Origin of the sequence: Hoeflea sp. Naph1 (assembly GCF_046837775.1) — a bacterium.
Taxonomy (GTDB): Bacteria; Pseudomonadota; Alphaproteobacteria; order Rhizobiales; family Rhizobiaceae; genus Hoeflea.
Window position 1 is genome coordinate 2,502,384 of the sequence record NZ_CP177286.1, and the last position, 18,852, is coordinate 2,521,235.

Genomic DNA, 18,852 nt, shown 5'->3' on the forward strand with positions numbered 1-18,852 from the left:
TGGCAGACGCCGCCCGGATCGTTTGAGATCCGGGCGGCGTCCTGCCAACCTCGTTTGAACCATGAAAGCGCCGCGTGTTGACATCAACGTGCGGCGCTTTTGCATTTTCAGGCGGAAAAGTTTGATCTGTTTGACCGCGGTCTCGGAAGGTTCGCCTCAGCAATTGGGCGACAGGCGCGGTCGGAACAGTCCGCTGAAGCAACCTCGGAATGGTCTGATCGGTCGCCTGAGACCTGCAGGCCATGTGTTTTGTCGAAATTTTCTGTGTGAAGGCCTGTGAAAAACGTCGAAACCCGTGCGTTTGCAAGGAGTTTTGTTGCGCGAGACCGCGAGATGCGTAGGATCACGCCATCGAACAAGTTGAGTCGACATCACGCCAGAAAGGGACGGAAAATGAACAAGAACGAACTCGTGGCCTCAGTGGCCGAGAAATCGGGCATCAGCAAGGGTGACGCAACGTCGGCAGTCGAGGCTGTTTTCGAAACGATCACCGGTGAGCTCAAGAACGGCGGCGACGTCCGCCTGATCGGCTTTGGCAACTTCACCGTGTCGCGCCGCGAGGCCTCCAAGGGCCGCAACCCGCAGACCGGCAAGGAAGTCGACATTCCGGCTCGTAACGTGCCGAAATTCTCGGCCGGCAAGGGCCTCAAGGACGCGTGCAACTAAGCCGCTTCCATGTGATTGATACAAGTTGGAAACCCGGGGGAGAAATCCCCCGGGTTTTTCGTTTGCCCGGCACCGAGCCCCGGTGTCCCGGGCAGTGGATAACCTGTTGCGACATGGCTCGTCACGGGCGCTTGACAAGAGAACAAAAATAGAACAAGATAGAAACATAAAGCGAATACACAGGAGTTGATCATGACTGCATTTGCCCGCGATCTCGCCGCCTTCGTTTCCATGTCTCTGTTTGTTGCAAGTTTTGCCGTCGTCGTGATGGCGTTTTAGGCCGCCATTATTGGTGCCAACCCGGTCACTCAACCTGACGCCTGCGGGCGTGCTTGAGGTGATCCGGGGCCCGTATGGCCAATTGGCCCACGCGGGTTCTCTGTTCCCGTTTTGAGGTACGCGTGCCCGTGCCTGTGTGAAGCGCCGGTTTTGCTTGCTCCTGCTCTGGACTTTCGAGTCCGGGTCCTCACAATTGCTGCTTGAGTCTGCGGTGCGCGCCAAAAAGGCGCCGAAGCCGCGGCCGATCAGCAGGGGATATTCATGGCACGGGAAAACAAGGCGGCAAAAATGCTCGCCAATCTGGCCGCCGGGGCCAAGACGTCTCGCCAGCAATCCGATGCGACTGAGCTCGGCGAGACGGGTGCCTGGCCGGGTTTTGTGCATTTGCGGGTGCACTCTGCCTATTCGCTGCTTGAAGGCGCGCTGCCGATCAAGACGCTGATCCAGCGCGCGGTTGCCGATCAGCAGCCGGCGCTGGCGATTACCGACACCAACAATCTGTTCGGGGCGCTGGAGTTTTCCGTCAAGGCCATGGAAGCAGGTATCCAGCCGTTGATCGGTTGCCAGCTTGATCTCGATATGGAGGACGGCCAGCAGGGTGATCGCCGGTCCCACCGCGACCACCTGCAAAAATCACCTTCGATTGTCCTCTACGCTGCCACTGCCGCCGGTTACGATCGTCTGGTGGCGCTTGTCAGCCGCGCCTATCTCGACGGCGACAGTGTCGAGCGTCCGCATATCACCATGTCGTGGCTCGAAGAGGGCGCCGAGGGCCTGATTGCACTCACCGGTGCCGATGGCGGGCCTGTCAACCAGGCGATGCGCGACGGCCATCCCGACAAGGCGCGGGAACGGCTCGACCGGCTCAAGGCGGTGTTTGGCGACCGGCTTTATCTCGAACTGCAGCGCCAAAAAGGCTATGACCGCGGCCTCGAGGCGACGATGATTGCGCTCGCCTATGAATGCGAGGTGCCGCTGGTTGCCACCAACGAAGCGTTTTTCCCCGGTCCTGACGATTACGAGGCCCATGACGCGTTGATGGCAGTCGCCCACAACGCCGTCATGTCGGATGACCGCCGGCCGCGCCTGAGTGTCGACAATTGCCTGAAATCCCGCGCTGAGATGATGGCAATCTTTGCCGATGCGCCCGAAGCACTGGCCAACACGGTGGAAATCGCCCGCCGTTGTGCGGCGATTGTCGAGACACGTGCGCCAATCCTGCCGCACTTCACCGGCGCCGACCATGGCGATCCAGAAGCTGCGCTTGCCGCAGAAGCAGCAGAACTGCGGCGGCAATCGATCGAGGGGCTGGAACGGCGTCTGGCGCGGATTGGAATGGCTGATGGCTACGCCATCGAGGATTACCGCGAGCGGTTGCAGATCGAGCTCGATATCATCGAGAACATGAAGTTTCCCGGCTACTTCCTGATCGTTGCGGACTTCATCAAATGGGCCAAGGACCAGGGCATTCCGGTGGGCCCCGGTCGTGGTTCCGGCGCGGGCTCTCTGGTTGCCTATGCGCTCACCATTACCGATGTTGATCCACTGCGTTTTTCGCTGCTGTTCGAACGCTTTCTCAACCCCGCCCGTGTGTCTATGCCCGACTTTGACATCGACTTCTGCCAGGATCGCCGCGAAGAAGTGATCCGCTATGTGCAGAAGAAGTACGGCCGCGAGCAGGTTGGGCAGATCATCACTTTCGGAAGCCTGCAGGCGCGCGCAGCACTTCGCGATGTAGGTCGCGTGCTCGAGATGCCCTACGGCCTGGTCGACCGCATCTGCAAGCTGGTGCCCAACAACCCTGCCAGCCCGACGCCGCTGCACAAGGCGATCGAGGAAGAACCGCGGTTTGCCGAGGAAGTGGACAAGGAGCCGGCCGTCGGCCGCCTGCTCGATATCGCTCAGAAGCTCGAGGGGCTGTACCGCCACGCCTCCACCCACGCCGCCGGTATCGTTATCGGCGACCGGCCACTGTCGCAACTGGTGCCAATGTATCGCGATCCGCGCTCGGATATGCCGGTCACCCAGTTCAACATGAAATGGGTCGAGCAGGCCGGTCTGGTCAAGTTCGACTTTCTCGGCCTCAAGACCCTGACTGTGCTGAAGACGGCGGTCGGGTTCATCGCCAAGCGCAACATCACCGTCGATCTCGAAGCCTTGCCGCTCGATGACAAGCCGACCTACGACATGCTGTCGCGCGGCGAGACCGTCGGCGTGTTCCAGGTAGAGTCTGCCGGCATGCGCAAGGCGCTGATCGGCATGCGCCCCGACCGGATCGAGGACATCATTGCGCTTGTGGCGCTCTATCGTCCCGGCCCGATGGAAAACATCCCGGTCTACAATGCGCGCAAGCACGGCGAGGAGGAACTGGCCTCGATCCACCCCAAGATCGACGGACTGCTGGCTGAGACCCAGGGCGTGATCGTCTACCAGGAACAGGTGATGCAGATCGCCCAGGTGCTGGCAGGCTACTCGCTCGGCGAAGCCGACCTGTTGCGCCGCGCCATGGGCAAGAAGATCCAGGCGGAAATGGACAAGCAGCGCGCCCGCTTCGTCGATGGCGCCGTCGAACGCGGTGTGTCCAAACCGCAGGCCAATCTGATCTTCGACCTTCTCGCCAAGTTCGCCAATTACGGATTCAACAAGTCCCACGCCGCAGCCTACGGCATCGTTTCCTATCAGACGGCCTATCTCAAGGCGCATTATCCGGTCGAGTTTCTGGCAGCCTCGATGACGCTCGACATGTCCAATACGGACAAGCTCAATGACTTTCGCCAGGACGCCAAGCGGTTGGGGATCGAAGTTGTGCCTCCATCGGTGCAGACCAGCTTCCGTCATTTTGAAACCGGCGAGAACCGGATCTACTATGCGCTGGCCGCCATCAAGGGCGTCGGCGACGCGGCGGTCGAGCATATTGTCGAGGTTCGTGGCGATACGGCCTTTGCCTCGCTCGAGGATTTCTGCATGCGGATCGATCCCCGCCAGGTCAACCGCCGGGTTCTTGAAAGCCTGATTGCCGCCGGGGCATTCGATTGTTTCGGCAAGGAGCGCGCGTCCCTGAGCGGCGGTCTCGACCGGATTTTGGGCTTTGCCCAGCGCGCCCAGGAAAATCGCATCAGCGGCCAGAGTGACATGTTTGGTGTCGGCGGTGGTGGTGCGACCGAGGCTGAAACCATTCAACTGCCTGCGGTCATACCCTGGTTGCCGGCCGACAAACTGCACCGCGAGTATCAGGCGCTGGGCTTCTACCTTTCGGCCCATCCACTTGATTCATATAATGAGTTGCTCGCCAAAATGCGGGTGCAGACCTGGGCTGACTTTTCGCTTGCGGTCAAGGCAGGCGCCACCGCGGGGCGGTTGGCGGGCACTGTTACCAGCAAGCAGGAACGCAAGACCCGTACCGGCAACAAGATGGGCATCGTCGCCTTTTCCGACAGCTCCGGCCAGTATGAGGCAGTGCTGTTTTCGGAAGGCTTGGCGCTCTACCGCGAGTTGCTCGAACCGGGCAAGTCGATCGTCATCACCGTCACCGCCGAGGAGCGACCCGAAGGCATCGGCCTGCGCATCCAGACGGCCGATTCGCTTGAAGATCGGGCCGCGCGCGGTCAGTCCGCACTTAGGGTTTACATGCGTGATGCAAAGCCGCTCAATTCGGTCTCGACCCAGTTGAAATCGCGCGGTGAAGGGCAGGTGTCTTTCGTCATGATCAAGGATGACGGGCGCCGCGAAATCGAAGTCACGTTGCCGGACCGTTACAAACTCACGCCGCAGCTGGCTTCCGCGCTGAAAGCTGCGCCGGGCGTACTGGATGTCGAATTGGTTTAAGTGGCGACACCGGGCGGGGCGTTTCGAAGTTCACTCTGTCCGCGGGGCTCTATTGGACCATCGTCATGGTGGCAATGGTGACCGCATTCAGCCCCATGCCCCACAGCACAGCCAGCGGAAATAGCGGTGATTTCTGCTGCTGGATTGCATAGGCCAGCATCACCAGTGCTGCCGGCAGCCAGTCGAGCATGTACCGCTGGACATTGTATTGGGTGTAGCCATTGGAATGGTAAAACAGCATTACTGTGATCAGGCCTGCCACCAGCAGCCCTGAAAGTACTGTGCGGCGGTTGATCGGGGTGAAGAACAACATGGCCAACCAGGGGCTCGCCACCAAGAACGCAGTGCCAAAACGGTCAATTCCCACCAGCTCCATATTTCCCGCCCCCTCGAAACGGGCATGAAATCCCTGCACCAGCGCATGGTAGAAGTTAAAGGGAACATAGCTCGGGCTCCACAATCCATGCGTCGCCAGCCGTTCCTTCAAGACGCCTGGCGGATAGTCGATAAAGGCGTAACCGGTCTCGAGCGGGGAGCCGAAGCGAAGCTGGTTGTATAGTAGATAAATACTGATCGCCACCGCCACCGGAAGCCCCAGTTTAACAGCCCGCGTGATCTTGTCCGGCATCGCCGACCAGAGCGGAGCTTCGGGCCGCAGCGAAAGGATCAGCAATAACGGCACGTAGAAAATGCTCATCTGACGGCTCAAAAACGCACAGGATATTGCCAGGCCTGCGCTCACCAGACGGCCCGCCAATGCCTCGTGTATAGCCAAGCTGGTCATCAGGAACCCGATTGCCTGGGTGAAAAACCAGATGCCGTCTCCACGGATGGTAACAAAGAACAACGGGCTGGAAAAGCCGACCGCCAATACCAGCCAGATCCATGACGGGTTGCTCACGCCCAATCGCCGGAAGATGCGGATCCATATCAGCAAGGACAGGAATAAACAGAGTGTTGTCAGAGGGATAAAGCCGAACGTTGTTGTCCCGCCGATAGCCACGAGAGGCAGCGCGGCGACGCCCGGAAACGGAGGAAACACCACATAGGTCCGTCCATCAACACGGGCGCAATCGAGATCGAAGCAAGTGTTAACCCACAGCCTGCCGTGCAGAAATGCGTCCGCCATCAGTGCCGCGGAATTCTTGCCACCAACCTCGATCAATGCGGCATAGACAAGCGCCGCCAGCAACAGCCCGGCGATCAAAATTCCGGCTGGTAGCAACAATCGCTCGCGCTTTAAAGAAGATGTCATGGCTCAGGATGCTCCCGCGCAACAGCCGATCCTCTGGATCAGCAATCTGTCAGTTGTATCGAAACTCGTTGAACAGATCGAGTTCGACCTTGGGTCAGTCTTCTTCCGCCTGTTTGGTCTTGCGCGAGGTTCCGAAAGTGTAGCCGGTCTCGACGATGTCGCGGCCGAATTTTTGCCGAACCTTGTCGATGGCGCTTTCCGCCACGGCCCGGCGCGCGGCGGCAGGATCCACCAGATCCGGCGGATCGGCGCGCGCCGCATCGGTAAGGTCGGTCACGCCGATGCCGATCAGCCGGAAACGTTCGCCGCCAAGTTCCTTTTCCAGAAGATGCAGGCCAGTGCGGAAAATCCGGTCCGCCAGCATGGTCGGGTCTTCGAGCTTGAAGTTGCGGGTGCGGCTTTTGAAGTCACCGGTCTTGAGCTTGAGCACCACCGTCTGCCCGGCAATGCCCGAGGCCTTGAGCCGCGCCGAAACCTTTTCCGACAGCCGCCGGAGCACCGGCACCAGATCCTTGGCCTCCGAAAGATCGTGGTTGAAGGTGGTTTCCGCCGAGACGCTCTTGGCGCCCTCATTGGGGTGCACGGTGCGATCGTCTTCGCCGCGGGCCAGGTGGTAGAGCCGCTTGCCCATCACACCGTAGCTACGCATCAGCGCCGTCAGTTCCATGGTCTGCAACTGGCCGATGGTGCGGATGCCGTCGCGCTCCAGCGTTGCCCCGAATGCCTTGCCGACGCCCCAGATCATCGTCACCGGACGCGGCTTGAGAAAATCCAGCGCCTCCTGCTTGCCGATCACCGAAAATCCGCGCGGCTTGTCGAGATCGGAGGCAACCTTGGCCAGGAACTTGCAATAGGACAGCCCCACAGACAGCGAGATGCCGATCTCGGCCTCCACCCGTGCGGCAAACCGGGCCAGGGTGCGGGCAGGGGTGTCCTTGTGCAGCCGTTCGGTGCCGGCAAGGTCCAGGAACGCCTCGTCGATCGAAATCGGCTGTACCAGTGGCGTGAGCTCTTCCATCATCCGCCGGACTTCGCGGCCGACGCGCGCGTATTTCTCCATGTCGGGCTTGATCACCACCGCATCCGGGCAGGCGTCGAGCGCCTTGAACATCGGCATGGCCGAACGCACGCCATTGATCCGGGCGATGTAACAGCAGGTGGAAACCACGCCGCGCTTGCCACCGCCGATGATAACAGGCTTGTCGGCGAGTTCAGGATTGTCGCGTTTTTCCACCGTGGCGTAAAACGCATCGCAGTCGACATGGGCAAGCGTCAGCTCCCCGATTTCGCGGTGGCGGATAAGGCGCGGGCTGCCGCACTTCGCACAACGTCGTCCGGCGCCTGCCGGCGTCAGGCAATCACGGCAAAAACCGGGAAGTGGATCGGGATGCTGCGGCGCTTGGGGCATCGGCTCGATAGCAAAAGAGAACAAACATTGAACATCGCCAGATTACGCAATAGTCTGGCGACTCACAAGTCCACCATGATCTGTCGGGAGCCGGTTTTGATGTCGATGTCGTTTCACCCTCTGACAGAGGCGTTATCGCCACAGCCGGGAACGCCGTTCGGGCCCAAGAGCGCTGCTGGTTCAGCCGGGCAGGGGCGTCAGATAGGTCCTTATGAGCGCTTCCGCCTCGTTCCAGTCGCCCGCCATCGCAACGCCGTCACCTGGATGCGGCGCCAGTGCCCGGAAAGCGTCGTTGGCCATCAGGTTGACCAACAGGGTTTGGGGCATGTGCGCCTGCACCGACTGAAGATTGGTGAAAATGTCGTCGATGAACACCAGCGGGTGATCTCGGGCGGCATGCAGCGCCTGGACCGCCGGCCCCTTGGGCGCCTCGGTGGCAATCATCGGATACTCGAAGCCATGCTGGTCGAGCAATATCCGGCGTACGGATCGATGGCGCGGCGGCATGGCCGTCAGAAACACGATATCGGCCTCTTCCGACAGCCGGGCCAGACTGTCGGCTGCCGCCTTGACCGGCGTCTGCCAGCCATCCTGGGCCGTGAAGAAGCTCTCCAACAGCTGCTCGACCTCGTCGTGTCCGGTTTCGGAACTGTCAGCAAGATTGAATATGTTTCCGGTGAGCCGGAACGAGCGCGGGCGCAACTCGTGGCCGTTATCGATCAGGAATGCCTGGAACGGGGTGATGAACTCCAGCACCACCTCGTCGATATCGCAAACGATCAAGGCTCTTTCGCCGAGATTGAGATCGTCATGTTCTGCGTCGGGAATGCGTATCATCATCCGGCCTCGCTGGCGCCGCCCAACGCCTGGAAGGCGCGCGTCACCGCTTCCGGCCGGGTGCCGGTCGAGGCGCAAAAATCCATCAATGTCGGCTCGTGGTTCATCAGGAAACCGAGCACGCCGGCGAGAAACCCAGGTTCCTTTGCCGCTTCGCGCAGATTGGAAGCCTCAAGCCCGGTCAAGGCCAGAAAACGGCCCATCAGTTCGGGCTCTCCGGCCAGCCAGCCAAGCACCGCAATCGCCGTTTCTTCTGCATCCGCCATCGCCCGGGTTTCCTTGTTTGGATCATGTACCGCATTCGCACGATCCGATTACCACTTTTTCAACCTAATGAAACTAAGGTGGTTGTGTTGACTGGCATCAGGACGCGGTTTGTTTGCAATCGGGTCTGGTGTGAGACTGGCCAATTCTTGGCGGTGGCGGTTGGCATCGGGAGGATCTGGCAGGTTGGAAGAACCGCCGATTCGAGGATGGGAATGGATATGACAAAGCAGGTGATGATTGTTGAGGACAATGAACTCAACATGAAGCTGTTCCGGGACCTGATCGAAGCGTCAGGCTACAAGACCATCCAGACCCGCAATGGCATGGAAGCGATGGATCTTGCCCGCAAGCATCGCCCCGATCTGATCCTGATGGATATTCAGTTGCCCGAAGTCTCGGGTCTGGAAGTCACCAAATGGCTCAAGCAGGATGACGACCTGCACATGATTCCGGTTATCGCGGTTACCGCCTTTGCGATGAAGGGCGATGAGGAGCGCATCCGGCAGGGGGGCTGCGAGGCCTATATTTCCAAACCCATATCGGTGCCCAAATTCATCGAAACCCTCAAGACCTATCTCGGCGATGCATAGGGGCGGAGACTCAAGATGACCGCGCGGATCCTGGTGGTTGACGACATTCCGGCCAATGTGAAGCTTCTCGAGGCTCGGCTGCTGGCTGAGTATTTCGAGGTGCTGACGGCCGAAGACGGCATGACCGCGCTGTCGATCTGCGACCAGACCCAGGTTGATCTCATTCTGCTCGACATCATGATGCCGGGCATCGACGGATTTGAGGTCTGCGAGCGGCTCAAGCAGAACCCGCGCACCGCCCATATTCCGGTGGTCATGGTCACCGCACTCGACCAACCGGCCGACCGCGTCCGCGGGCTCAAGGCCGGCGCCGACGATTTCCTGACCAAGCCGGTCAATGACCTGCAGCTGATGACCCGGGTGAAGAGCCTGGTTCGCTTCAAGGCGCTCTCAGACGAACTCAGGCTCCGCGCCGAGACCGCGCGCGATCTTGGCCTCGAGGGCCTGCTGGCGCCACACCAGGGGCACCTGGAAGAGCCGGGGCTGGTATTGCTGGTCGAAGGCCGCGCCAATGCCCAGGACCGCATGGCCCGGGCGCTGAAGGGCATTGCCGACATTACCGCCATTGGCGATCCGCAGGCAGCGCTGTTTGAGGCGGCTGAAAAACCCTATGAACTGGTAATCGTTTCCTCGGCGCTCGAGGACTACGATCCGCTCAGGCTTTGCTCGCAACTGCGCTCGCTCGATCGTACCCGCTTTATTCCGATGCTGATGGTTGCCGAGCAGGGCGAAGAGGATCTGGTGATCCGTGCGCTGGATCTCGGCGTCAATGACTATCTGCTGCGGCCGCTTGACCCCAATGAACTGGTTGCCCGCAGCGTTACCCAGATTCGCCGCATGCGCTACACCGGCCAATTGCGCTCGAGCCTGACCCAATCGGTCGAGTTTGCCGTCACCGATTCGCTGACCGGGCTCAACAACCGCCGCTATCTCGATACCCATCTGGCGGCGCTGGTCGAGCGCTCCAATCGCCGCGGCCGGCCTTTGTCGGTGCTGATAACCGACATCGATCACTTCAAGGCCATCAATGATGTTCATGGCCACGAAGGTGGCGATGATGTGCTGCGCGAATTTTCCCGCCGGGTGCGCGGCGCGGTGCGCGGTGCCGATCTTGCCTGCCGTTATGGCGGCGAGGAATTTGTCGTGGTGATGCCCGACACGACGCCTGAAGTCGCTTCTCAAGTGGCCGAACGCTTGCGTAACGCCATCGCCTCGGCGCCGTTCAAGGTTTCCGCCACCGGCGCGATGGCCCCGGTGACCACGTCGGTCGGGATTGCCACTTTGGAAAAATCCGGTGAGGGCGCGGATTCGCTGCTCCGCCGCGCCGATCAGGCGCTCTACCAGGCCAAGAATGCTGGCCGCAACCGCGTAGTCGGCGTAGCCGCCTGAAGCTGAGTCGCTGGCTTAGCCACCTGGGACCCGCTGGCCGTCGCAGCCATCAGAATCTCACTGTTTTTCATTAAATGAAGCCGAAGTGGTTTTCTTGACGTGACTTGCTCATTGGCATGATGGGTAGTGTCGTTTTCATACAATCACTAATTGGTGCAACAGCGACAGGTTTATACGCTGCAATTAACCAAAACCGTGGACAGGGCCGCTCGCTGGTTAAGAAACTATTGATTTTTTGGCGAAATTGTACGAAAGTTAATAGTGAAGACTGAGTTGAAGTTTTGCCGCATCAAACTGATACAGTCTAAGCGAATACGAAATCCCCATGATGTTCAGGTCCGCCGCATCTCCTGGGTCGTGGGGTGGCCGATCGAAATCAAGTGCTTAGTGGCATCCTCGTTCCACGCCCTTGTTTTGATCGGCCCTTGATACAAAAAACCCGCCTCCGGAAAGAGGCGGGTTTTTTGCTTTGATCAATACTGTTCCGGCAAGTCGCCGGGGCAGGGAGCCTGTTACTTGATCTTGGCTTCCTTGAATTCGACATGCTTCTTGGCAATCGGGTCGTACTTTGTCTTCACCATCTTGTCGGTGAAGGTACGGCTGTTCTTCTTCGTTACGTAGAAAAAGCCCGTGTCGGCAGTCGACTGGAGCTTGATTTTGATGGTGGTCGCCTTGGCCATGGTGTTTTGCCTTCTTCAAAAATGAAGCCGCGGGCAGCGCACAAGGCTCCACGGCGAAACTTGCGCGGAAACTACAAAAGCCCGGCGGAAAGTCAAGTCCGTTTTGGGCTAAGTAGCAGACGAAACAGCGTGAGCACCACATACAGGCCGAAAAAGAACGCCAGCGCCCAGGCAAATCCGTGATTTCCGGTCAGATCCATGGCCACGCCGATGGTCTGCGGACCCAGCAACATGCCCATCGCATAGCAAAATACGAAGGCGGCGTTGGCCGAAGCCAGGTCGGCACCGTGCAGTTTGTCGCCCAGATGCGCCAGGCCTACGGTGTAGAGCCCGGCGACACTGCCACCCCAGAACAACAGGATGACGGCTGTCAGCAGCCAGTTATGGATCAGGAAGGGCAGGGACAGCGAACCGATCAGCCCGATCACCGCAAACAACGACAGCAACCGCCGGCGGTCGCCGATCCGGTCAGCGATCAGCCCCACCGGGATCTGGAACAGGACGTTGCCCAATCCGATCATGGTCAACAACAGCGCGCCTTGCGATTCGGTAAAGCCGGTGCGGTTGGCATAGACCGGAAACAGCGAAAGTCCGCCTGACTCCACCGCGCCGAACACGAACACTGCAGCCGTGGCAGTGGGGACAAGAAAAATATAGCGAAGGAACGGGATGTCGGTTGAGGGGCCGATCACCGGGTTTTCCTTGCGCGCCATCAGGATCGGGATTGCAGCCATCAGGATGATGCCGGCACCGATCGCAAACGGCAACACGCCGTCCGAGCCGACCACTGAAAAGATCAGCGGTCCCGCGGCAAATCCCAGGGAAAGAACCGTTGCGTAAATTCCCAACACCAGGCCGCGTCGCGATGGCGGGGCAGCGGTGTTGATCCAGAATTCCGACAGCACGAACAGCACCGTAATAGCGCCGTGAAAGATGATCCGCAGCGGAAACCACATCCACAGCGCTTCTGCATAAAAGAAGCCCAGTGCACTGGCCGCCGCCGCGATGATGGCCAGCACCATGGTGTTGACCACGGTCAGTCGCTGGGCAATCCAGGTGGTTACCGGCGCTGCCGCCATTGCCGCCACGCCGGCCATGGCCGAGTTGAGCCCGATCATAGTCGAGGAGACGCCGCGTTTTTCGAGAATGACCGAGAGCAGTGGCAGCCCGAGACCGATGGCGATGCCCACCGCGGTGATGGCCGCGACCGCAGCTATCAGTGCTGGCCAGTGGATCTCCTCGCGGATCGCCGGTGTGCCTGAGGAAGAATGATCCATCTGCAAAGACCTGGTGGGTTAAATCAACTCGCGAACGAATCGTCCATTGCGGAAATAGTAGAACGAAACTGCCCTGCCAAATGGTAAAGACCGATCCTCTGCCATTGCCTGGCAAAGATCGGTCAGAATCACCTTGGTAATACGAGGCAATGGAAAATCTTCGTGTCGGTCGATCTCCAACCAGTTCAGATCATGCAATTCGTCGCTGTCTTTGAGCGCTGACAGATCGGCACATGTCTCGTCGGTAAAACAGGCAAAGAACCGGGTGTCGTAGCGGCGCGGCATGCCCGGTGGCGTGATTGCCCGGGCCAGAAAACGGAAATTCGAGACATCGGGGCGCAACGACCCGGCATATTCGGCTGGCGTCAGCGACAGATGCGCTTCCTCGAGCATTTCCCGGGCGGCGGCAACGGCCAGACCACGTGCCGCGTTCGGATTGAAACGGGAACTGGTGCGTTCCAGCAACTTTCCCTCCACCTCTTCGCGCAGCGGCCAGGCAAACTCGGTCTTGTTGTCACCCGGATCCCGGCGTCCGCCGGGAAACACATAGAGATCGGGCATGAAGGCGTGCTTCTTGCCGCGTTTGCCCACCAGCACGCGCGGTGTTGGTTGGCTGCGGTCGATCAGCAGCAACGATGCAGCATCGCGCGGTGTGCGCGGTGCATGGCGTGTCTCGTTTCGGTGTTTAAGGTCTTCCGTCAGCAGGTCGGCCTTGTCCGCACCTTTGTGGCTCACCGTGCATCCTCGTGGGACACAGGTGCCAGCAACAACTCATCCGTCTCTCCGCCAAAACCATGCATGCGCAGTGCCCATTGCAGGCCTATGACCCCGCCCTTGAGTGGGGGCAGCAGCGACAGCGACAGGATTATCGTGATCGGGATCCAGATCATCAGGTGCTGCCAGCTTTCGAGCACCAGCCAGCTATCGGTTGCCATGAAGCCGGCGACAACGATGTGACCGACAATGAAGATGGCGAGATAGGGCGGAAAATCATCGGCGCGGTGGTGAAACATCTCTTCGCCGCAGACCGCACATGCATCCACTGGCTTGAGGTAGGCCTTGAACAACTTGCCTTCGCCGCAATGCGGGCAACGCCCGAGCAGGCCTCGCTTGATGGAAAGCCAGGTGTTACGCGGCTCATCTTCGGAAACACTCTCGGTGGTGGGGGCGCCAAATTCGAGCAATGTTCATCTCCTTTTTAAAACGGACGTGTTTTCACGCCGCTAATCGTGGCATCTGCGTCAACGACGGCCGCGCGGCGGTCTCGATCCGGGTTTTTTGGGTCCACCGCGCCGGGCCCGCCCGGATTTGTGAAACGAGCGCATGCCGGTCGGCATTTTCTTGCCTTCGCTGAGCATTTCGAATCGCAACGAGCCCGCAAGCGGTATCACTTCGACCACCTTGATTTCGACACTGTCGCCAAGGCGGTAACCCAGGCCGGTCTTTTCGCCGGTCAACGCCTGATGAGCCTCGTCATAGTGGTAATAGTCAAGCCCCAGGGTCGAAATCGGGACGAAACCATCTGCGCCAAATTGTGGCAGGCTGACAAACAGGCCCGATTTTGTCACCCCGGAGACGCGTCCGTCAAAAGCCTCGCCGATCCGGCTGGCCAGGTGGTGCGCGACAAGCCGATCCACCGTGTCGCGTTCGGCCTTCATGGCCCGGCGTTCGGTGGTGGAGATTTCGGCAGCTATGGTTTCCAGCGCCGCTTCCTCGTCCGCCGTGATCCCGCCTTCGCCAAGAGCCAGCGACCCAACCAGTGCGCGGTGGACAATCAGGTCGGCATACCGCCGTATCGGCGAGGTGAAATGCGTGTATTTCATCAAATTGAGGCCGAAATGGCCAATGTTCTCCGGAGAGTAGATCGCCTGGCTCTGGCTCCTGAGCACCATCTCGTTGACAATGATCTGATAGGGTTCGCCCGAGGCGCGGGCGAGAATGCTGTTGAACGAACTGGCTCGCACCGCCGCACCACGCGCCAGTGACAGCCCGAGGGTGGCCAGGAATTCGCGCAAGACTTCCTGCTTGGCCAGCGACGGCTGGTCGTGCACCCGGTAGATCAGCGGCTGGCGCCGTTGCTCCAGCGTTTCGGCAGCAGCCACATTGGCCTGGATCATGCACTCTTCGATCAGCTTGTGCGCATCGAGCCGTTCGGGCACCACCACCTTGTCGACCTTGCCTTCCGGCGTCAGCAGGATTTTGCGCTCCGGCATATCGAGTTCGAGCGGCTGGCGCCGCTCCCGTCCGCGCTTGAGCACTGCGTAGGCAGCCCACAGCGGCTTCAGTACGGGCTCGAGCAACGGGCCGCTGGCATCGTCCGGTTTGCCGTCGATCGCCGCTTGGGCCTGCTGGTAGGAGAGTTTGGCCGCGCTCTTGATCATCACCCGGTGGAACTTGTGTCTGATCTTGCGGCCTTCGCTGGAAAACCGCATCCGCACGGCAAGCGCCGGCCGGTCCTCGCCCTCGCGCAGCGAACACAGATCATTGGAGATCCGTTCGGGCAGCATCGGCACCACCCGGTCGGGGAAATAGGCCGAATTGCCGCGTTTGAGCGCTTCTCGGTCAAGCGCCGAGCCGGCGCGCACATACCACGAGACATCGGCAATCGCCACGGTAACGATGACACCGCCGGGATTGTCGGGCGAGGGGTCCTGCTCGGCATAGACCGCGTCGTCATGATCCTTGGCGTCGCTCGGGTCGATGGTGATCAGCGGGATGTGCCGCCAGTCTTCGCGGCCCGACAGCGGCGCCGGCTTGGCCTCATCCGCAGCCTTCAGGACCTCTGCGGGAAAAACATGCGGAATGCCGTGGGCGTGAATGGCGATCATCGAGATCGCCTTTTCGCTTTCAACCGAGCCCAGCACCGTCAGCACCTTGGCGCGCGGCAGCCCGACGCGGCCGGCGCGAAGGGTTTCGACCTCGACGAGATCGCCATCCTTGGCCTCGCCGGTTGCATCCGGGTCGATCAGATATTCCTCGCCGCGCCGCTCGATCGGCATCAGCCGTCCGCCGCCACCCGGGGTTTCCTTGAAAACGCCCAGAACAGCGCCGCCGCGGCGCTCGAGAATTTTCATGATGCGCGCGGTATAGGCCGTGGACTTGCCATGCGGGGCCGCAAATATCCGTGCCAGCACGAGGTCGCCAATCGCCGCCGCTGTCGACGGCGAGCGGGATTTGCCGCGCCCGCTATCACGTCCGGCATTGCTCTGGCGCACGGTGACAACTGGCGCGGCACCGTGCTTTTCAAGCCATTCGGCCGGCCGGGCGATCAGGTCTCCGCCGCTGCCGCGCATGGTGATTTCGAGCACCGTGACGGCGGGAAGCGTGCCCGGACGCCTGAGCACCTTGCGGTCGCGCTCAAGCAGACCTTCATCCTCAAGTTCGCGCAGCACATCCTTGAGCTCGGTTCTGGTTTCACCCTTGAGCCCGAACGCCTTGGCGATGTCACGCTTGGTGGCGCGGTCCGGGTTCTCGCTCAAAAACCGCAGGATCGTTTCGCGGTCAGGCATGTCGCCACGTCGGAAGGCCACCGGCTGTTCGGCCGTTGTGTCGTCTTCGCCGCCCGGCTTGCCGGGGTTGCTGTTGCGCGGAGGGGTCGCCAAACTCAGTCCTTCTTCGCCGTCGCGGTTTTTGCCTTGGCCGGTTTTGCCTTGGTGGTCTTGGCCTTGGCTTTGGGCTTGGCAGCCTTCTTGGCCGGCGCCTTGGTCTTCTTGCCCGACGCACCCGCCTTGGCGGCGATCATTTCCAGCGCTTCCTCCACCGTGACATCAGCCGGGACCTTGTCCTTGGGAAGGGTCGCGTTGATCTTGCCCCAATTGACATAAGGACCGTACTTGCCATCGCGTACGGTGATCGGGCCGCCGTCGGGATGATCGCCCAGTGCTTTCAATGCAGTCGGTGTGCCACGGCCGCGACCGGGGCCCTTGGCGAGCTTTTCGGCGATCACTGTGACCGCCCGGTTGAGCCCGATGCTGAACACGTCTTCCACCGTCTCGAGATTGGCGTAAGTGCCGTCATGCAGCACGAACGGGCCATAGCGGCCGATGCCGGCCGAAATCATCTTGCCGGATTCGGGGTGCTGGCCGATATCACGCGGCAGGTTGATCAGCGCCATGGCCTTTTCATGGTCGATGCTGGCCACATCCCACCCCTTGGGAATGCTGGAGCGCTTGGCTTCCTTGCCCTCGCCACGCTGGACATAGGGACCGAACCGTCCGGTGCGCAGCGTGATCGGCTCGCTGGTATGCGGATCGATGCCCAGATCCTTCGGCTCGTTGGAGAGTGCCGCATCAGCATCCGAACCTTCCGAAGACAGTTGCCGGGTGAAGCTGCAGTCGGGATAGTTCGAGCAGCCGACAAAGGCGCCGTATTTGCCGAGCTTGAGCGACAGGTTTCCGGTGCCGCAGGTCGGGCAGATGCGCGGGTCCGAATCGTCTTCGCGGACCGGGAACACCAGCGGTGCCAGCGCTTCGTTGAGCGCGTCGAGAACGGCGGTAACGCGCAGGTCCTTGGTGTCGTCGATGTGTTGATGGAATTCCGTCCAGAATTCGCGCAGCACGTCCTTCCAGGCCAGTTCGCCCGCTGAGATCCTGTCCAGCTTCTCTTCAAGATCAGCGGTGAAGCCGAATTCGACATACCGGTTGAAGAAGTTTTCCAGGAACGCGATGACCAGACGACCCTTGGGTTCCGGGGTCAGCCTGCGGTTCTCGATCGTCACATATTCCCGGTCACGCAGCGTTGCCAGTGTCGAAGCATAGGTTGAAGGACGACCGATGCCGAGTTCTTCCATCTTCTTGATCAGCGAGGCTTCGGAAAAGCGCGGCGGAGGTTCGGTGAAATGCTGGGTGGCGTTGATCTTGTCCTTGGCCAGCGCTTCCTGGGCGTTGATCTCGGGCAGCCGCGCATCGTCATCGTCACCGTCGGATTGTTCGCCATCTTCCTTGGCGTCCGTGTAGGCGGCGATGAAACCGTCAAACCGGACAACCGAGCCGGTTGCACGCAAGCCGGCAGTCTTGCCATCCTTGGATGCGGTGATGTCGACCGTGGTCCGTTCGATCTCTGCTGACGCCATCTGGCTGGCGGTGGCGCGCTTCCAGATCAGGTCATAGAGCTTGAGCTGGTCGGCATCGAGGTAGCGTTTGACATCATCGGGCGCGCGCTCAAAGCCGGTCGGGCGAATGGCTTCATGCGCTTCCTGGGCGTTCTTTGCCTTGGTGGTATAAAGCCTTGCCTTTTCCGGGACGTAACGGTCGCCAAAGCGTGCGGCGATTGCCTGCCGGGCCTCGTCGATGGCTTCCGGCGCCATCTGCACGCCGTCGGTACGCATATAGGTGATCAGACCGACAGTTTCGCCGCCGATGTCGATGCCTTCATAAAGTTTCTGCGCCACCTGCATGGTGCGCGACGCGTTGAAGCCGAGCTTGGAAGAGGCGGCCTGCTGCAAGGTCGAGGTCGTAAACGGTGGCGACGGGTTGCGCCGGGTCGGCTTGGCCTCGACGCTGTCGGCGACAAACGACGCACCTTCAAGCATGTCGCGGATGCCGCCGGCCAGATCGCCATTGGTCACCGACATCTTGTTGATTTTTTCGCCGTTGTGCGTGGTCAGCCGTGCGGTGAAGCCATCGCCACGCGGGGTCTTCAGATCGGCGGAGATCTGCCAATATTCCTCGGAGATAAAGCGTTCGATCTCGCTTTCGCGGTCACAGACGAGCCGCAACGCCACCGATTGCACCCGACCGGCCGAACGCGCGCCGGGCAACTTGCGCCACAGCACCGGCGACAGGTTGAAGCCCACCAGATAGTCAAGTGCGCGGCGCGCCAGATAGGCATCGACCAGCGGCGTGTCGATCTCACGTGGATTTTCCATTGCGTCGAGCACGGATTTCTTGGTGATGGCGTTAAACACCACGCGGGAGACCTTCTTGTCCTTGAGCGCCTTTTTCTTGGTCAGTACCTCAAGCACATGCCAGGAAATGGCCTCACCCTCGCGGTCGGGGTCAGTCGCCAGAATCAGCGAGTCGGCACCCTTGAGCGCCTCGGTGATATCCTTGAGGCGCTTGTTGGAGGCGGTGTCGACCTCCCATTTCATGGCAAAGTCTTCGTCCGGAAGCACCGAGCCATCCTTCGCCGGCAGATCACGGACATGGCCAAAGGAGGCCAGCACCTTGTAGCCGCTGCCCAGATATTTGTTGATCGTTTTTGCCTTCGCAGGCGATTCGACTACCACTACATTCATAAGGTTGCTCGCACTCGGGCGTTGAATTTCACGGTACCGCGCAATTTTGCGCCGTACTGGTTGGGTCCACGAAATGTACAGGGAAAGCGGCGGGGTCAAGTCCATCTTCGGAAAAGGGGCTATTTCGCACCTGAATACAACCTA

At 60.3% G+C, this 18,852-nt stretch carries 14 protein-coding genes; 4 read left to right on the forward strand and 10 right to left on the reverse strand.

The window, feature by feature from the left end:
• Window positions 1-333 precede the first annotated feature (333 nt).
• Both hupB and dnaE read left to right on the forward strand, forming a co-directional pair.
• Window positions 334-666 carry a DNA-binding protein HupB gene (hupB, locus tag ACK6D9_RS11860; protein WP_322989510.1) on the forward strand — a complete coding sequence of 111 codons (333 nt, stop codon included), beginning with the start codon at window positions 334-336 and terminating at the stop codon, window positions 664-666.
• 540 nt (window positions 667-1,206) lie between these two features.
• Window positions 1,207-4,770: a DNA polymerase III subunit alpha gene (gene dnaE, locus ACK6D9_RS11865; RefSeq protein ID WP_412048681.1), complete on the forward strand. Its 3,564-nt coding sequence runs from the start codon at window positions 1,207-1,209 to the stop codon at window positions 4,768-4,770.
• A gap of 49 nt (window positions 4,771-4,819) precedes the next feature.
• Here the strand turns inward: dnaE and ACK6D9_RS11870 are convergent, their stop codons facing one another.
• The 4 genes from ACK6D9_RS11870 to ACK6D9_RS11885 form a co-directional block, all read right to left on the reverse strand.
• On the reverse strand, window positions 4,820-6,025 hold the full coding sequence (locus ACK6D9_RS11870) for a hypothetical protein (RefSeq protein WP_412048682.1): 1,206 nt from the start codon (window positions 6,023-6,025) through the stop codon (window positions 4,820-4,822).
• Window positions 6,026-6,119: 94 nt separating this feature from the next.
• Window positions 6,120-7,433 carry a DNA polymerase IV gene (locus ACK6D9_RS11875; protein WP_412048683.1) on the reverse strand — a complete coding sequence of 438 codons (1,314 nt, stop codon included), beginning with the start codon at window positions 7,431-7,433 and terminating at the stop codon, window positions 6,120-6,122.
• A gap of 180 nt (window positions 7,434-7,613) precedes the next feature.
• Complete coding sequence (locus ACK6D9_RS11880) at window positions 7,614-8,270, reverse strand: hypothetical protein (protein WP_412051798.1); 657 nt, start codon at window positions 8,268-8,270, stop codon at window positions 7,614-7,616.
• Window positions 8,270-8,536 (reverse strand): DUF3572 domain-containing protein, encoded by a 267-nt coding sequence (locus ACK6D9_RS11885; protein ID WP_267652184.1) that lies wholly within the window; start codon window positions 8,534-8,536, stop codon window positions 8,270-8,272. Before ACK6D9_RS11885 ends, ACK6D9_RS11880 begins: the two co-directional genes overlap by 1 nt.
• 219 nt (window positions 8,537-8,755) lie before the next feature.
• Here ACK6D9_RS11885 and ACK6D9_RS11890 point away from each other — a divergent pair, with 219 nt between their 5' ends.
• Window positions 8,756-9,127 (forward strand): response regulator, encoded by a 372-nt coding sequence (locus ACK6D9_RS11890; protein WP_267656057.1) that lies wholly within the window; start codon window positions 8,756-8,758, stop codon window positions 9,125-9,127.
• Between the two features lie 15 nt (window positions 9,128-9,142).
• Window positions 9,143-10,516 (forward strand): PleD family two-component system response regulator, encoded by a 1,374-nt coding sequence (locus ACK6D9_RS11895; protein WP_412048684.1) that lies wholly within the window; start codon window positions 9,143-9,145, stop codon window positions 10,514-10,516.
• A 512-nt stretch (window positions 10,517-11,028) separates the two neighbouring features.
• Here ACK6D9_RS11895 and rpmG read toward each other — a convergent pair.
• The 6 genes from rpmG to topA form a co-directional block, all read right to left on the reverse strand.
• Window positions 11,029-11,196: a 50S ribosomal protein L33 gene (gene rpmG, locus ACK6D9_RS11900; RefSeq protein ID WP_267652185.1), complete on the reverse strand. Its 168-nt coding sequence runs from the start codon at window positions 11,194-11,196 to the stop codon at window positions 11,029-11,031.
• A 92-nt stretch (window positions 11,197-11,288) separates the two neighbouring features.
• Complete coding sequence (locus ACK6D9_RS11905; protein WP_412048685.1) at window positions 11,289-12,473, reverse strand: MFS transporter; 1,185 nt, start codon at window positions 12,471-12,473, stop codon at window positions 11,289-11,291.
• 18 nt (window positions 12,474-12,491) lie between these two features.
• Window positions 12,492-13,208, reverse strand: coding sequence for an NUDIX hydrolase (locus tag ACK6D9_RS11910; RefSeq protein WP_412048686.1), 717 nt, complete (start codon window positions 13,206-13,208; stop codon window positions 12,492-12,494).
• Window positions 13,205-13,657 carry a DUF983 domain-containing protein gene (locus ACK6D9_RS11915; protein ID WP_412048687.1) on the reverse strand — a complete coding sequence of 151 codons (453 nt, stop codon included), beginning with the start codon at window positions 13,655-13,657 and terminating at the stop codon, window positions 13,205-13,207. Before ACK6D9_RS11915 ends, ACK6D9_RS11910 begins: the two co-directional genes overlap by 4 nt.
• A 57-nt stretch (window positions 13,658-13,714) precedes the next feature.
• On the reverse strand, window positions 13,715-16,081 hold the full coding sequence (rnr, locus tag ACK6D9_RS11920; RefSeq protein ID WP_412051799.1) for a ribonuclease R: 2,367 nt from the start codon (window positions 16,079-16,081) through the stop codon (window positions 13,715-13,717).
• Entirely contained in the window at window positions 16,078-18,708 is a 2,631-nt protein-coding gene (gene topA / locus ACK6D9_RS11925) for a type I DNA topoisomerase (RefSeq protein WP_412048688.1), read from the reverse strand. The genes rnr and topA overlap by 4 nt, the downstream gene beginning before the upstream one ends.
• Between the last annotated feature and the right edge of the window lie 144 nt (window positions 18,709-18,852).

Excerpts from the sequence above, each read along its gene's own strand:
- hupB (WP_322989510.1), top strand. The coding sequence starts at position 334 with ATGCGTAGGATCACGCCATCGAACAAGTTGAGTCGACATCACGCCAGA.
- dnaE (WP_412048681.1), top strand. The coding sequence starts at position 1,207 with ATGGCACGGGAAAACAAGGCGGCAAAAATGCTCGCCAATCTGGCCGCC.
- ACK6D9_RS11870 (WP_412048682.1), bottom strand. The coding sequence starts at position 6,025 with ATGACATCTTCTTTAAAGCGCGAGCGATTGTTGCTACCAGCCGGAATT.
- ACK6D9_RS11875 (WP_412048683.1), bottom strand. The coding sequence starts at position 7,433 with ATGCCCCAAGCGCCGCAGCATCCCGATCCACTTCCCGGTTTTTGCCGT.
- ACK6D9_RS11880 (WP_412051798.1), bottom strand. The coding sequence starts at position 8,270 with ATGATACGCATTCCCGACGCAGAACATGACGATCTCAATCTCGGCGAA.
- ACK6D9_RS11885 (WP_267652184.1), bottom strand. The coding sequence starts at position 8,536 with ATGGCGGATGCAGAAGAAACGGCGATTGCGGTGCTTGGCTGGCTGGCC.
- ACK6D9_RS11890 (WP_267656057.1), top strand. The coding sequence starts at position 8,756 with ATGACAAAGCAGGTGATGATTGTTGAGGACAATGAACTCAACATGAAG.
- ACK6D9_RS11895 (WP_412048684.1), top strand. The coding sequence starts at position 9,143 with ATGACCGCGCGGATCCTGGTGGTTGACGACATTCCGGCCAATGTGAAG.
- rpmG (WP_267652185.1), bottom strand. The coding sequence starts at position 11,196 with ATGGCCAAGGCGACCACCATCAAAATCAAGCTCCAGTCGACTGCCGAC.
- ACK6D9_RS11905 (WP_412048685.1), bottom strand. The coding sequence starts at position 12,473 with ATGGATCATTCTTCCTCAGGCACACCGGCGATCCGCGAGGAGATCCAC.
- topA (WP_412048688.1), bottom strand. The coding sequence starts at position 18,708 with ATGAATGTAGTGGTAGTCGAATCGCCTGCGAAGGCAAAAACGATCAAC.